The sequence below is a fragment of the Microcoleus sp. A6-C6 genome, from assembly GCF_036705955.1.
GTDB lineage: Bacteria > Cyanobacteriota > Cyanobacteriia > Cyanobacteriales > Microcoleaceae > Microcoleus.
The window spans coordinates 56,985-73,106 of the sequence record NZ_JAUBVR010000004.1 but is presented as its reverse complement, the minus strand read 5'-3'; the positions used below and the strand labels follow the sequence as shown (position 1 = coordinate 73,106).

Genomic DNA, 16,122 nt, shown 5'->3' with positions numbered 1-16,122 from the left:
TCCGCTAGCATCGGAATTGTACAATCGAACCAACAGTCAATACTCAACTATCATTCAGTTTGTTGACTGACAGTTAACAGTCAACAGTCAACAGTCAACAGTCAACAATAATTCTGGTGCAACCGGAATTTATATCAATTGACCCCCTGGTAAGCTTTGGAAGCAATCATGTATCCAACGGAAGAGGGTGTAGTGGAGTAGAGCGACTTTTCTTTTTGTGATTATATTCTTCCGATACGCCAAGATAATCGGATGATTGATATCTGCCGAATATCTCAGCGAAAACGTTAGGCAATTTTCGGTAAGGAGAAACACCCATATCTTTAAGCATGATGTCAATATATTGTTGAAAGCGAGTGTTAATCGCACAGGATCGCGAAGGTTCAAATTGAATATTTGCGCGTTTCCACTGGCGGATATATTCAATACTTTTTTCCATATTTTCGCTGGAAGGTAACTCAAGTTCACCACGCAAGTAAGCACACAGCCATTGTGTGGCAATTTCGACTGCTGGTACGTGCATATATCCATGATTGAACCCGGCAAAGGCAATGCCAGGAATGCGAGGATGAAGCAAGTGGCGATATAACTGCACGCCATCGGGTTCGATTTCCAACATTTTTCGATATTGATCAGGCAAAAATGGAAAAATCGGCGTTTGTGAACCCAAAGATAGAATGACTAAATCGCATGGAATCTCGCAACCATTTTTCAACTTTACTGATTCTCGCGAAAAACCAGATAATTCTGCACGGTGGGGCGAGATTTTTCCTTCTGCAATAAACGGATAGTAATTTTCAGGCGCAACCGCTGTGGCTGAACGTAAATCAGGCAATAGTTTGTGATCTGGTTGTACAGCTTGGATGCGGCGCTGGGCCTCTTGACCTTTTCCAGAAACATTTCGCTGAACTTGAAAGCGGAAGATGGATGCAATCAAATCCCAAAAACCTGAAACAATGAAACCAAGGCGATTGTGCAGGAAACGTTCAATGGCGGTTGGATGTGCCCAACTTGTCATCATCACTGTTCCAAAACGGCTGAATAATGCGTGGGTAAAATGTACGCCCAAAATCCATTCTGGCACAAGCCAGCGCGGTGTACGAAATACATGATTTACTTGTGCGCCTTGTTTGGCTGCGAAAGTCGCCATGTCCAAAGCACTTTTTCCGAAGCCAAGGATTACAACTCGTTGATTGTCGAATATATCAAGGGTGTGGACATCCCGTTCAGTGATGATTTTGCCGCCGAAATTTTCTATACCTGGAAATTCAGGTTGATACTTTCCTTCTGTATATTGCCCAACTGAGATAACGACGTATCCAAATAATTCTTCGTGAACGCCATCCTGGTTTTTATATTTTAATAGCCAACCATCTTCTGTTTCTTTTAGTTCGATAACTTCGTGATTTAACCGCACATCAAGATTTAAATGGTTGACCGCTTGCTCCAAATAATTCAGGATTTGTTCTCCGGTGGGATGTAAATCAGGGGTGAATGGCCAGGGAAAATCAGATAAATGATACTGTTCCTTGATATTTTGCAGGTGTACGTTTGGGTATGCAAGTGCCCATACTCCGCCAACCTGTTGGGATTTCTCGAAAACAACTGCTTGGAAACCATTTTTCTTGAGAATATGGGCTGTCGTAATGCCTGATATTCCCGCGCCAATAATGGCAATTGGCATACCGTTTTTGTATTGCATATATTTGAGTCTCCTTATTTGGTATGGGTATTAGAATAATTTTACTGAGGCAGTGACCAGCAACCGGAAAGCCTTGCACTTATAAGAGTTTAAATCGATCGCTCTTAAAAAGACAGAAGCGTTGTCACCCCGTCAGATCTGCGACCTTAACACCAACTGCTGATAGTAGCCTAGTTGATTAGACACTAAGGGGGAGAGCAATTTTTGCAGTCTGGCTGCTACAACCTCAGTTTCTGGATCGGGTACATTCCGATCGCCAAAAGGATGTAATTAATAACTAATAACTCATAACTGCTCAACTAACCAAGAAATTGCCCCTTCAACATCAGCAACCTGCTCAACATCGGGAATCGGCGGCCGCTGCACCATCACAACCGGAATACCCAGTTCCCTAGCAGCCACAATTTTCGCATAGGTAGCAGCGCCGCCGCTGTTTTTGCTGACAATTGTATCGATGCGATATTCTAACAGCAATTGCCGCTCATCTGCCAAAGAAAAAGGCCCCCTTGCTAATAACAATTTACCGTTAGGAACAGGAGTATTGGGTGCAGGAGGATCGATCGCCCGCATCAAAAACCAAATAGCATCCAAACCCGCAAAGGCAGCCAATTCCTGCCTACCAATCGTCAAAAACACCCGCTGAGACTGCCCTGATAAAGCCGTTGCAGCCTCCGAGTGGTTGGCAACTTCAATCCAGCGATCGCCCTCCACCATCTCCCAACCAGGGCGCACCATCATCAAATGAGGGACATTACACTCAACCGCAGCGATCGCAGCATTGGCAGAAATCTGCGCCGCAAACGGATGAGTCGCATCGATTAATAAGTCGATCGGGCTACAACGCAAAAACTCAGCCAGCCCAGTCGCCCCACCAAACCCCCCAATTCGCACCGTACCCGTTTTTGGGGTCAAAGGCTGTTTAGTGCGTCCTGCTAACGAAGATATCACCTCGATATCAGCGATTTGAGACGCTTTGGCAGCTAGTTCAACAGCATCACCCGTTCCGCCCAAAATTAATAAGCGTTTTTTCATAAAATTACTCCTAAAATATCGAACCAATACCCGGAATTTCGGTTAATAATGTCTTTAAGTAAAGTTTCAACTGCCACCAAAGATGATTCGCTCACTTTTCACATTTTTTACAGTATTAATTGTAACTGGGTTAGTTTGGTTGGGGAATATCGCGCCCGCTACCGCACAAGTACAACCAACAGATCTCGCCGATCCCCAGCAGGAATTAGGAGAACTTGTTCAGAAAGCTTTTGAAGCTACAAATGAAGGCAAATTTCCCGCAGCCGAAACTTTGTGGACTCAAATCGTTGACAAATTTCCCTCACAAGCCGCAGCTTGGAGTAACCGAGGTAATTCTAGAGTTAGCCAAAATAAACTAGAACTAGCAATTGCTGACTACGAAAAGGCGATCGAACTAGCTCCCAATGCCCCCGATCCCTACCTAAATCGCGGCACAGCCTTAGAAGGTTTAGGACGCTGGGAAGAAGCAATCGCCGACTACAATCATGTACTAGAATTAGACCCCAAAGATCCAGCAGCCTACAACAACCGAGGTAACGCCGAAGCAGGTTTAGGTAAATGGGAAATAGCAATTGCCGACTACGGAAAAGCCTTTGAATTAGCTCCAGAATACGCCTTTGCCCGCGCCAACCACGCCCTCGCACTTTATCAAAACGGGCAAACCAAAGAAGCAATTCGCAACATGAAAAATATTGTCCGCAGATATCCCCAATTTGCTGACATGAGAGCAGCCCTCAGTGCCTGTCTTTGGGAGGCAGGACAGCCCGGTGAAGCTGAGAGCAATTGGGTAGCCGCAGTCGGTCTCGATTCCCGCTACAAACACCTCGATTGGGTGGCAAAAACCCGTCGCTGGCCGCCAGTTGTAGTTAGCGCCTTAGACGATTTTTTGAATTTGAAATAATTTCAAAGTGTTAATGGTAAAGTTCGAGAATCCCGATGATTGTACGGCATTTTGCAATCAGGAATTCTCCCCAAAAATGCCAATATTATCCGAAGAAGACGGCGGTTGAAACCGCGTCTACACAAACAAAACCCGCCTGCGCGGGTTGAAGATCGGACGGTTTAAATTATGTTATTTTCTTGAGTCCCTCTGAGCTCGGACATCGTTTGTGTAGACGCGGTTTCAACCGCCGTCTGATCTTCTGATCTTCCGTAGACGCGGTTTCAACCGCCGTCTAATTCTCCAATTCGTGCAGCAGTCAACTCTTCGACATTCCTAAAAACTGCTGCTGCACCAGCATTTTTCAGCGCCGCAGCATAGGCCTCGCAGCGCACAGCATCATCCAAAACGTGAGGTGGCAAAATTCCTATCCCCAGCCAAACCCGATTTGGTTGTACTTCCCGCGCTTTCACAATAGTGTAAATATCGGCAACTGTATCTCCGGCGTAAATCACGGGCAAATTTTTGTCTAAATCGTGCAGGTTTTCCAACTGTTCAATTGCGGCGAAAAGTCCAGTCGGATCTGGTTTTCCCGGTGCATCTTCCATCGCGACTAACACGGGAGAATTTAAGCCGAGTTTCCCTTTCAAAACATAAGCTGCTTCATCTCGCATCGCCCCGCTGAAAAAGCCCCAAATAATCCCTCCAACTGTTAAATTTTCCAGGTAAGCTGGACTTAATAGTAGCGGTTCGTCACAAATGTAACCAGTCCAATTTTGATCGTCATCTCCGCGATACCGACTTTGGAAAAAAGCGACTAATTCGTCATAGTTGAAAGCAAGTTGATTTCGCGATCGCCCAATCCGCTCAAAATAACGGCAAACTAACTCGAAAGACGCTTGCCAGTCATTATTCCACACTCCCTCCGACTTCAGAGAGTCGATATCCAGAGAATTCGGGCGAAAAGCACCCGCCGTGAAATGTTCTACCGCATCGGCGATCGCCCGCCGATAGGAACCGGACACATCCCGCACCACACCGTCAATGTCAAAAACTAAAATAACTCTGTTCACAACTTAATTATCCCTGTAGCTGGGGCGGGTTTTGCACAAATTTTATCGGTTTCCAGCCCATAAGCAGCGGGAAACCCAGCCGCGCGACAAAACTTTTAATCGTCGATGACTCATTATTGAACAGAATGTGCTACACTTAGCGATTGTAGAAATTTTTAATAAGTTCGATCGGAACCCCGGAGGTTTGCTTGTCCAAGTTCATCTTAAAAGTTCTCTGGCTAGAAGAGAATGTTGCCCTCGCCGTTGACCAAGTGGTCGGTAAAGGAACTAGCCCGCTGACTGCTTACTTTTTCTGGCCCCGCAAGGATGCGTGGGAAGAACTCAAAAACGAACTCGAAGCCAAACACTGGATTGCTGACAACGATCGCGTCGAAGTCCTTAACCAAGCCACAGAAGTGATCAACTACTGGCAAGAGGAAGGCAGACGGCGCCCGATGACTGAGGCTCAGTCAAAGTTCCCCGAAGTGACTTTTACCGGCAGCAACTAAGCCCTGCTTTAAGTTGCTACCCAGATAAATTGCCTGTGATGGCTGACGGGGGGAGAAGGCGGGAAGATTTGACGCTTTTTCCACCTCGCCGTAAAAGATCCAATTTAAATGCGCTACAGTCGATCGAGATATTAACTCGAATTTTCAGACTTAATCGGATTTTGGGCTTGGTAGATTTGAGATTATAAATTTAAGATTTATCCAAAACAAAGCTCTAAGTAGATCAGGGCAAAAACATCGTATCTACAAGATACTATTTTTTTTAACTAACAACTGACAACTAACAACTGACAACTGTCAACCGTCAACCGTCAACTGTCAACTGTCAACTGTCAACTGTCAACTGAACTTATGGGCGCCGAAAGCACGATCGACCAAACCGAACAGCTACCGCTGGTAGTAAATCCCGACATTCTCCAGCAAGCCATCCTCTACAAAATCAATACTCGTGTCACCGCACGCGGAGAATTAGCTTTCCCCTGCGTACCGGGAATGGTAAACCACTATCTCAAGTCAATCGAAAAGCTATTTAGCACCCTTGACAGACCCCTCCCAGAAGACCGTAAAGAGGAACTCAGAAAGCTTTTAGTTACTAAGTTAGAACAGGGCTATCGCACCTCAACAGCATCAATGATGATCCTGCAATACGAATCTGTAGAGCCGCCACAAACCGGTTTAGCTTGCAAAGTAATTGTCACTACTTCAACAGTTGGAGAACAATATAAAAGCTGGGTTGACACTAGAGAACCGCCTCTATTTGGCTCCCATCCCGATGCAAAATTGATGGCAACGGCTGCTAAATTGGGAAATCCCGATCGCATCCGCATCTTAGACGTGGGTGCTGGTACTGGCCGCAATACCTTGCCGCTGGCGAGATTAGGCTATTCTGTAGATGCGATCGAGCTCACCCCAGCTTTTGCCGAACAATTGCAAACAGCCGCAACCGCCGAAAACCTTCCCGTCACAGTAACAGAAGGCGATGTACTCGACCCGTTAATGCGGATGAAACCAGCCCGCTACCAGTTGGCAGTTGCCGCCGAAGTCATCTCACATTTTCGAGACATCGATCAAGTACGGCTTTTCCTCGCTAAAATGTGCGATTTCCTCTGTCCCGGAGGCGTGTTGTTGTTCAGCACATTCTTAACTGTCGGCGACTACCAGCCTGATCCCCTCGTGCGACAAGTTGCCCAACTCTCCTGGTCTACTTTATTTACGCCCCAAGAGCTCGCCACCGCAATGGAAGGCTTACCCTTAGTCCAAATCTCCGACGAATTGGTGTGGGAGTACGAACGCCACCACCTGCCAAAAGAAGCCTGGCCTCCGACGCCCTGGTTTCCCAGTTGGGCCACGGGTAGAGATGTTTTTCCGATGGCAAATGGACGCCCGCCGATGGAATTGCGTTGGATTTTGTGTCGCCGCAGTTAAGTAACAGTTGACAGTCGACAGTTGACAGTTGACAGTTGATAGTTGATAGTTGGCTGTTGACAGAAGGAAGAAGGGAATAGTATACATAAAGCCGTGGGTGGGTCCCTGTCGAGAAGCTCTCAATTCGATAGAGAGTTTCACAGCGACGCACCCGACAAACAGATTCAGCAAACAAACCCAACACTTCTTTTGCAGTAATTTTTTTTGATAAATGGTATTATTTCTAGACGAACACAGCAATCATAACCCTTGATAGACGGTAATAGTTGCATCAGCTTTTGTTCTTTCCAAAGCATTAAGCCGGCTCGCTGTCAAATATTGCGCTCCGATACACAAAAATTTACAAAAATATATATTAAGATATAAACATAGCGAAGTTCGATCGCCCCGTCCGCGAGAAACTGGGTTCCCTAGCAGATCCTATATTAGCCAATCTGTTATTTCTTGCCAAAAATTCGATCGCCATCTCGAATCGGTGCAACTATAGTTAAGATGAATCAGACAAACCTATTCCTCCAGATAGATGACACTTTAGGGGAATAGAATTATCCAATAGATTAGCTCGCTAGACAGCGACACTCCTGAGACACAAATATGCTTTTAACACGTCCACTACAAGCGTTTGGAGCAATCTTCGGGCACAAACCTTCAACAAAAAGATCGATCGAGCAAAAAAGCAGTAAAAATTATTTAGGGTGGAATATTGATCCCGCTCCAAACCAACAAATCGACTGGTATATCGAACTGGAAATGCTGATGAGTAACGCGAAATGCAACTGCACGGATCAAGAGATTGCCGCTTGGCTGCGGGGATTGCTGACAATTGCTTGGGCTGACGGCAACTTTGACGAAAACGAGCAAAAAATGATTGCGAATCTAACTCAGGATCAATTACATCCAGTATCTTTCGATGCCGGTTTTGAACCGATTGCCCCAGAGGAACTAGCTGCTGTGTTAGGGAAAGGAACCGCCAACGGCGAGAATTTTTTGAGAACAGCAGTCATGGTAGCCTTAGCAGACGGTACGTACTCGCTCAGCGAAGACGAGGTACTTTACAATTTTTGCATAGCTTTGGGTCATAACGTCGAGGCGATCGAATCTCTGCGACACACCATCGAAGACAGCAACTGTCAGCCGCAGGGCCCAAGCAGCCAAGCAGTCGTTGATTATGCAGCAACACCGCTTTCGGCGCGGCCACCTCAACCTCACCACAAAAATGTCCTGCAACCTGTCAAAGACTGGCTTGACGCCTGGGAAGTTCACGATCCCAGAGTGGCACATTTCGTCTGCAAAATGATTCCGTCTCAGTGTCCGTTTGAGCGAGATGTCGTACTATTTGGTCGCAAAATCGTCCACATTCCGGCGATGTGCCAGATTAACCCACTTTACGAACAGTTGGTGGGGATGCGCTTTCGAGCTCTCTGCTATTTGGCAGATGATTGTAAGGAAGATGTATCGACATATTGTTAGTAGTCAGTTGTCAGTTGTCATTGGTCAGTTGTTAGTTGCTAGTTGTCAGTTGTCAGGTTGTCAGTTGCTAGTTGTTAGTTGTCATTCTTTTGAAATGTTCGATTAATGAGTGTCAGCTATTAACCAATGACTACTAATTAGTTGATTAGGATGGTACACAGCGCACCAAAAGATAAACATTGTACTTGGATCTGGTATCATAACTAATGACAACTGACAACTGACAACTGACAACTGACAACTGACAACTGACAACTGACTAAATTATGCAATTTATCGATCGAGCGGATGTTCAAGTCGCAGCCGGCAAAGGCGGCGACGGTATGGTAGCTTTTCGCAGAGAAAAGTATATACCGGCGGGCGGGCCAAGCGGTGGCACCGGCGGGCGGGGCGGTTCTGTGTTTATGGTGGCGGTGGAAAGCCTGCAAACGCTGCTAGATTTCCAGTACAACCGGATTTTTAAGGGCGAAAACGGGAAGAAGGGCGCGCCGAAGAATATGACTGGGGCTTCTGGGGACGATCGCACGATCGAAGTTCCCTGCGGTACAGTAGTTTACGATGCGGAAACTCAGGCGATTTTAGCGGATTTGGTGACGCCCGGACAGACTTTTTGTGTTGCTAAAGGTGGCAAAGGCGGTTTAGGAAATAAGTGTTTTCTGACCAATTCTAACCGGGCTCCAGATTATGCGATGCCGGGAAAAGAAGGGGAACATAAGTTTTTGCGTTTGGAATTGAAGCTATTAGCTGAAGTGGGAATTATTGGTTTGCCGAATGCGGGCAAATCGACGCTAATTTCTGCTTTGTCGGCGGCGCGTCCGAAGATTGCAGATTATCCGTTTACAACTTTAATTCCGAATTTGGGCGTAGTCAGGAAACCGAGCGGCGACGGTACTGTTTTTGCTGATATTCCTGGATTAATTGCTGGGGCTCACGAGGGCGCGGGCTTGGGTTATGAGTTTTTGCGGCATATTGAACGGACTCGGTTGTTGCTGCATTTGGTGGATATTACTGATGAAGATCCGATCGCAGATTACATCACAATTCAAGAAGAATTGAAGGCTTACGGGCGGGGTTTGGGCGATCGGCCGCAGATTTTGGCTTTTAATAAGGTAGATGCGATCGATCTTGAGGATGAGGAAATCGGAAATGCGATCGCGCGATTGAAGGAAATCAGCGGTGCTCCGGTGTTGATGATTTCGGCGGTGAGTCGAGTTGGGTTGGATGAGTTGATGCACCAAGTTTGGCTGAAACTCGATGAGATGAATGAGGTTGAAGCGGAGGCGCTGTCAGCAGTCGGAGTCTTGTAGCCCGGTTCTGATTTATGAGATTTTGCGGGAACCGGTAGGTGTTTTTTTTGAGGGGTCAAGTTTTTCGGCTGTATTGCTTGCACAGCATGGGTTTGAGGTACTTAGCCGAAAAAAACGATTCCCGCAAACCCTGTAATGGTTGCTGTGAGTGGTTTTGAGGGCTGTTGAAAATTTTGCCTCTTGACAAGCCGGTGGCTGAAATGGTATTTTTGCTAATACAGACGCAAATGAACGTTGAAAACCAAATACAGCAAGCCTTCTGGAACGGGCGGCCGGAAAATACCTAAAACCCTATTAGGGATTGAAACCAAGACTGAGCAGACGGAGCATATAAACCCATTTCATGCCGGAAAATACCTAAAACCCTATTAGGGATTGAAACTAGGTCGTGGAGGCCGGTGAGGTATCCGTTTCCGAGCCGGAAAATACCTAAAACCCTATTAGGGATTGAAACTACAAAATGAGCCACGCTTCAGGCATTCCTCTTTGCCGGAAAATACCTAAAACCCTATTAGGGATTGAAACACCCTTTCATTGTAACAAATAAATACAATTCAAGGCCGGAAAATACCTAAAACCCTATTAGGGATTGAAACTCGTGACCAAGATTCCGAAATTTGCAAATAGGAAAGCCGGAAAATACCTAAAACCCTATTAGGGATTGAAACAATGGCTAGCTTACTTGGGGAGACTAGCCAGACTCAGCCGGAAAATACCTAAAACCCTATTAGGGATTGAAACGACGTAGTATTTTAGCAGACTTCCATCATCTTTCCTGCCGGAAAATACCTAAAACCCTATTAGGGATTGAAACTACTGCCCCGCCATGCGTCGTGCGCCCACAGTCGATACGCCGGAAAATACCTAAAACCCTATTAGGGATTGAAACTTTGTTGCTGGAAAACATAAGCGCTTGTGCCAAGCCGGAAAATACCTAAAACCCTATTAGGGATTGAAACCGTAATATTAATCTTGGTAATTCGGATGCCATCTTGCCGGAAAATACCTAAAACCCTATTAGGGATTGAAACCTAAATAAGATGATGTGGTGTTCAGAAAGCGACACAAGCCGGAAAATACCTAAAACCCTATTAGGGATTGAAACCGCAGAAATTCAGGATGGCTGTAGAGAAAGCTAAGGCCGGAAAATACCTAAAACCCTATTAGGGATTGAAACCCGATGCTAATATTTCAACAGTTTCAGTTTCGGTTAGCGCCGGAAAATACCTAAAACCCTATTAGGGATTGAAACGCCGCTAGAGCTGGAGTAGGAAAAACTTTATTTGCGCCGGAAAATACCTAAAACCCTATTAGGGATTGAAACCGGATACCGCCTATTACTCCCAGTGTTCGCTCTGGCCGGAAAATACCTAAAACCCTATTAGGGATTGAAACATATATTTGAAGAATAGATGAGAGAGTCTGTAACGCCGGAAAATACCTAAAACCCTATTAGGGATTGAAACTGTGCCAAGTTTTCGAGAGTTAAAGCACCAATTAGCCGGAAAATACCTAAAACCCTATTAGGGATTGAAACTCTTTGACAACTTGGAAATTGACATTGCTTTGGCGCCGGAAAATACCTAAAACCCTATTAGGGATTGAAACGTCAACAATTAGAGTTCAGTGACGTACAGAAAGAAGAAGCCGGAAAATACCTAAAACCCTATTAGGGATTGAAACAAGCTACACCGGATAATATTGGGCTCAGTAGTTGGCTACGCCGGAAAATACCTAAAACCCTATTAGGGATTGAAACATTGTGCATTTGCTGCCGTAGTCTGTGTCGCCGATCGTGCCGGAAAATACCTAAAACCCTATTAGGGATTGAAACCGATCGCAGTTTTCTCGCTAGATTTTACTGCATTGCCGGAAAATACCTAAAACCCTATTAGGGATTGAAACTCATTGATTTTGCTGTACCCCCTTACTGAGCAAATGCCGGAAAATACCTAAAACCCTATTAGGGATTGAAACGACCCAGGAACATTGGCGTCAAAGTGAATACCGAACGCCGGAAAATACCTAAAACCCTATTAGGGATTGAAACTGGAGTCAATTAACGGCTTATTTGTGAGAGGTAAGCGCCGGAAAATACCTAAAACCCTATTAGGGATTGAAACTGGATTAAACTGCCAAGATACAATTGGTATTTTACGCCGGAAAATACCTAAAACCCTATTAGGGATTGAAACTTTTCCTAACCAAATTTTATAGATTTTTTTTATGCCGGAAAATACCTAAAACCCTATTAGGGATTGAAACATTTGCTTCCCTCCAAACAACAACGATATTTGAAAGGCCGGAAAATACCTAAAACCCTATTAGGGATTGAAACGATTTTTAGAATGGCAATAATTGCATCGTCTAAAGCCGGAAAATACCTAAAACCCTATTAGGGATTGAAACGCGACAATTAACACTTTAATTGGAGAGATTCGGATGCCGGAAAATACCTAAAACCCTATTAGGGATTGAAACGAGAATTATCGAACTTTAAGCAACCACAAATATACAACGCCGGAAAATACCTAAAACCCTATTAGGGATTGAAACTAAGGCTCAGGCAGAAGCAAATCTTGAAATCGATGCCGGAAAATACCTAAAACCCTATTAGGGATTGAAACCTTGCTAGATAGGGTCTGCTGGTTACAAGCTTTAGCCGGAAAATACCTAAAACCCTATTAGGGATTGAAACTCGTAAGTAGTGAGACAATAAGCAGGCTTGTAATGCCGGAAAATACCTAAAACCCTATTAGGGATTGAAACCCTTAGAAAAAGCCATCATTGTACTTCTACTCGCGCAGCCGGAAAATACCTAAAACCCTATTAGGGATTGAAACCCTCGGATGCACACGGACAGCCTCTGGATTGACGCCGGAAAATACCTAAAACCCTATTAGGGATTGAAACAGATTAGCCTCAAATACCAGCCAAATTTCGATCGGCCGGAAAATACCTAAAACCCTATTAGGGATTGAAACATTATTAATTAATAGGAGAACGCAATCTATTGGAGGCGCCGGAAAATACCTAAAACCCTATTAGGGATTGAAACGATGGCTGAGGCTTTCGGCATTGAGGAACGTATGCCGGAAAATACCTATTTTCCGGTCTAGGGCTTGAAACCGTTATACCTGTGCAGATTGGCACAATCAAAAACAGCAAGAAAAACCCTAAATTCGTATCGGGGATTTAGCATTATTTTTGGCAATTGATATCAAAAACCAGTTGTATTAATCTTTGCGTAATTCCCAGAAACCGGGTTTCTTCCCAGATACTCTCGCCACCAACCTAGATTTTCTGAGAAACCCGGTTTCTTAATCTTTGCGTAATTCCCAGAAACCGGGTTTCTTCCCAGATACTCTCGCCAGCAAACCTAAATTTTCTCAGAACACATCAATATTATCCACATTACAACTGTATTAACCGATCGCACATCCCACTCAAACTCAACAATACAAACAACCGTAGCCACCATAATATCGGATAATTGGGAAGCAATTAACCAGGCCACCAGCATGAGTATTGACCAACTAAACACAGACTACAGCATCGCCGGCCACCTCACCTTCGCCACCGGAAACGGCGGTTTCCCGATGATTCACATCGACAACGGCCAAGCCAAAGCCTTAATTTCTGTGTATTCCGGCCAAGTGCTCTCCTTCCAACCAGCCACCGAAACCGCAGATTTGATGTTCCTCAGCGACAAAGCCTACTTCGCCGAAGGAAAAGCCATCAAAGGCGGTATACCCATCTGTTGGCCCTGGTTTGGCCCAGATCCCGAAGGTTTGGGCCGCCCAGCCCACGGTTTTGTCCGCAATCGCCTCTGGAATGTCGTCAACACCTCCACCACACCAGACGGCGCAACCCAAGTCACTTTAGGCCTCAAGGATACCGAGGAAACTAGAGCAATTTGGCCCCAAGCCTTTGAACTGGCGATCGTAATTACCGTCGGCACCACTCTCACAGTAGAATTAATCACCCGCAATCTCGGCGACAAAGCATTTCCCCTCACCCAAGCCTTCCACACCTACTTCCTAGTCGGAGACATCAACCGCGTGCAGGTGTTGGGTTTGGAAAATAGCCAGTATCTTGATAAAGCCGATGGTGGTGTCGAAAAAACTCAAGTAGGTGCAGTCGTAGCTGTCGGTGAGGTCGATCGAATTTATCTCGATGTCACCAACGAATTCGTCATAGACGATAGCGCCCTCAATCGTCGGATTCGGATTAAATCATCTGGCAGTAAATCCGCCGTTGTGTGGAATCCCTGGGTGACAATCTCTAAAAACATGGCCGACCTCGATGATGCAGATTATCAGCGCTTAATCTGCGTAGAAACAACCAATGCGGCTACAGATACTGTCGAAGTTCCCGCGCATGGTGAGTTCAGTTTGCAGGCAATTTATAGCGTTGAACACGACTAAGGAATGAGAGCTTAATCTCAGCGGTGATGGGGCTAAAATTCCCTGAATTGGATTGAAAAACTCTGTCACCGTAACGCCGAAGAATGTCTTACCTTCAGATATATTGCTATAATGATATCTCAAGAAAAGTTATAGGTAAATCAACAGCGAACATCCGGTATTGTGACCATAAACAAATTTGACGAGGAAATTTTCTTTATGTCTTCCACTACTCGCGAACAACTACATCAACAGATTGATAGCTTACCAGATCATATTGTTGAACAAATTGCCAGCTTAATCCTATCTATAACCACCCAACAGAAAATACCAGCATCAGAATACACGGAATGGCAAAGTACCCAGTGGCAAGATTTTGCATTAACGCAACTTTTCGGCGAAAATGATGAGATTGAATATTCTTTAGAAGATGCTCAAGAAATCTATCAACAATGAAATCAGGTGATATTGTAGATGCGCGCCGAGCCCAGAAACCGGGTTTCTTCCTAGATATTTAGTTGAGAATCTTAGATTTTTCACAGAAACCCGGTTTCTTTGGTACTTATGTGTAAGTCCTAATACTCTCAAATGCAATAAATGTAACAATTTTAGATAAAAATTTGCTGTAAAATAAGGTGTTTCCAAAATATTACCATCAATGATTATGCAAAATTATAACTGGACAAAACTGCAAAACGGCTCAGATATTCGTGGTATCGCCCTCGAAGGCGTTCCCGGTGAACAAGTCAACCTCACCCCCGAAATTGCCACAATCCTAGGTAAATCCTTTGTCAGTTGGTTGGTGCAAAAAGTCCACAAACCTGTGGAAAAGTTAATAATTGCGATCGGGCGTGATAGCCGCCTCTCCGGGCCAACTTTAATGCAAGCAGTCATGGATGGTATTGCTTCAGTTGGTTCTACAGTCTACGACTTTGAAATGGCCTCAACTCCCGCCATGTTTATGAGTACAATCACCCCCGATTTTCTGTGCGACGGCGCAATTATGCTGACTGCTAGCCATTTACCTTTTAATCGCAATGGCTTAAAGTTTTTCACCGCCAATGGTGGATTACAAAAAAAAGATATTACCGATATCTTAACACTAGCTGCCAGCAATGAATTTCAGTCAGCCGCAGCGCCCGGTAAGATTACCAAGCATGATTTTATCTCAGTTTATGGCAACCAATTTGTAGAGAAAATTAGGGAATCAGTCAATCATCCAGATAACTTTGAGCAGCCACTAACTGGATTGAAAATTGTTGTGGATGCGGGGAATGGTGCGGGCGGATTTTATGTTGATAAAGTCTTAAAACCTTTGGGTGCAGACACCACCGGCAGTCAATTTTTAGAACCAGATGGTACTTTCCCAAATCATGTGCCAAATCCCGAAGATAAACAGGCAATGCAGTCAATTTGTCAAGCGGTTATTGCCAATAAAGCTGATTTTGGGATTATTTTTGATACGGATGTCGATCGCAGTGCGGCTGTGGATCAATTTGGTAAGGAACTGAATCGCAATCGGTTAATCGCGTTGATTTCTGCGATCGTCCTACAAGAACATCCAGCATCAACCATCGTCACCGATTCTATCACATCCGATGGTTTAACGCAATTCATCGAACAGGATTTGCAAGGAATTCACCATCGGTTTAAACGCGGCTATAAAAATGTGATTGACGAGTCGATTCGCCTCAATCAAGCCGGACAGGAATCATGGTTAGCCATTGAAACTTCTGGACATGGCGCTTTGAAGGAAAATTACTTTCTGGATGATGGCGCTTATTTGGTCAGCAAATTGTTGATTGAATTGGCTAAATCCAAGCTGGAAAATAAATCTTTGCCCGATTTGATTGCAAATTTACAAGAACCTGAAGAAAGTGCAGAGTTTCGGATTAAAATTGGTGTGGATGATTTCAAATCCCACGGAAATCAGGTAATTGAGCAACTGCAAAAATTTGTCTCAACCCAAGCCGACTGGGAAATTGTGCCCAATAACTACGAAGGTTTGCGAGTTTCCTGCACATCAGCTAGCGAATCGGGCTGGTTTCTGCTACGCTTGTCACTGCACGATCCGGTGATGCCTTTGAATGTTGAGTCTAATGTTAAGGGTGGTGTTGCTCAAATAGTCGATCGGCTTTTAGCTTTTTTCCACACAACAGAATCCCTTGATTTGTCGGCACTATCGAGATAAGACCCACCCCTAACCCCTCCCAGGAGGGGGACCGGATCTAGCTCCCCTCTAGAGAGGGGCTGGGGGTGTGTCCTCTAGAGAGGGGCTGGGGGTGTGTCCTCTAGAGAGGGGCTGGGGGTGTGTCCTCTAGAGAGGGGCTGGGGGTGTG

General features: G+C 45.1%; 11 protein-coding genes and 1 CRISPR repeat array. Of the genes, 8 read left to right on the top strand and 3 right to left on the bottom strand.

Annotated elements, in window-relative coordinates:
- Nucleotides 1-166 precede the first annotated feature (166 nt).
- Nucleotides 167-1,702, bottom strand: a complete 1,536-nt coding sequence (locus tag QUB52_RS03525; RefSeq protein WP_332973744.1) for a flavin-containing monooxygenase — start codon at nt 1,700-1,702, stop codon at nt 167-169.
- A gap of 285 nt (nt 1,703-1,987) precedes the next feature.
- A complete protein-coding gene (locus tag QUB52_RS03520) occupies nt 1,988-2,734 on the bottom strand; it encodes a cobalt-precorrin-6A reductase (RefSeq protein WP_265236259.1) in 747 nt (248 codons plus the stop codon).
- An 82-nt stretch (nt 2,735-2,816) separates the two neighbouring features.
- Here QUB52_RS03520 and QUB52_RS03515 point away from each other — a divergent pair, with 82 nt between their 5' ends.
- Entirely contained in the window at nt 2,817-3,635 is an 819-nt protein-coding gene (locus QUB52_RS03515) for a tetratricopeptide repeat protein (RefSeq protein ID WP_265236261.1), read from the top strand.
- Nucleotides 3,636-3,898: 263 nt separating this feature from the next.
- Here the strand turns inward: QUB52_RS03515 and QUB52_RS03510 are convergent, their stop codons facing one another.
- Nucleotides 3,899-4,687, bottom strand: coding sequence for a TIGR01548 family HAD-type hydrolase (locus QUB52_RS03510; RefSeq protein ID WP_265236263.1), 789 nt, complete (start codon nt 4,685-4,687; stop codon nt 3,899-3,901).
- A gap of 167 nt (nt 4,688-4,854) precedes the next feature.
- On the opposite strand from QUB52_RS03510, the gene QUB52_RS03505 reads away from it, so the two are divergent.
- From QUB52_RS03505 to QUB52_RS03475, 7 genes are all read left to right on the top strand, one after another.
- Nucleotides 4,855-5,175, top strand: a complete 321-nt coding sequence (locus QUB52_RS03505; RefSeq protein ID WP_265236287.1) for a 30S ribosomal protein PSRP-3 — start codon at nt 4,855-4,857, stop codon at nt 5,173-5,175.
- Nucleotides 5,176-5,526: 351 nt separating this feature from the next.
- The gene (locus QUB52_RS03500) at nt 5,527-6,600 is read left to right on the top strand and encodes a class I SAM-dependent methyltransferase (protein WP_332966877.1); all 1,074 of its coding nucleotides are present in this window, start codon (nt 5,527-5,529) and stop codon (nt 6,598-6,600) included.
- A 594-nt stretch (nt 6,601-7,194) separates the two neighbouring features.
- Entirely contained in the window at nt 7,195-8,070 is an 876-nt protein-coding gene (locus QUB52_RS03495) for a Mo-dependent nitrogenase C-terminal domain-containing protein (RefSeq protein WP_265236267.1), read from the top strand.
- A gap of 266 nt (nt 8,071-8,336) precedes the next feature.
- On the top strand, nt 8,337-9,377 hold the full coding sequence (gene obgE / locus QUB52_RS03490; RefSeq protein WP_332973743.1) for a GTPase ObgE: 1,041 nt from the start codon (nt 8,337-8,339) through the stop codon (nt 9,375-9,377).
- A 271-nt stretch (nt 9,378-9,648) separates the two neighbouring features.
- A CRISPR array of direct repeats spans nt 9,649-12,435; the repeat unit is 37 nt; unit sequence GCCGGAAAATACCTAAAACCCTATTAGGGATTGAAAC.
- Between the two features lie 463 nt (nt 12,436-12,898).
- On the top strand, nt 12,899-13,804 hold the full coding sequence (locus QUB52_RS03485; protein ID WP_332973742.1) for a D-hexose-6-phosphate mutarotase: 906 nt from the start codon (nt 12,899-12,901) through the stop codon (nt 13,802-13,804).
- A gap of 198 nt (nt 13,805-14,002) precedes the next feature.
- Complete coding sequence (locus tag QUB52_RS03480; RefSeq protein WP_332973741.1) at nt 14,003-14,239, top strand: hypothetical protein; 237 nt, start codon at nt 14,003-14,005, stop codon at nt 14,237-14,239.
- A gap of 208 nt (nt 14,240-14,447) precedes the next feature.
- Nucleotides 14,448-15,974: a phosphomannomutase/phosphoglucomutase gene (locus QUB52_RS03475; protein WP_332973740.1), complete on the top strand. Its 1,527-nt coding sequence runs from the start codon at nt 14,448-14,450 to the stop codon at nt 15,972-15,974.
- The last annotated feature ends 148 nt before the right edge of the window (nt 15,975-16,122 follow it).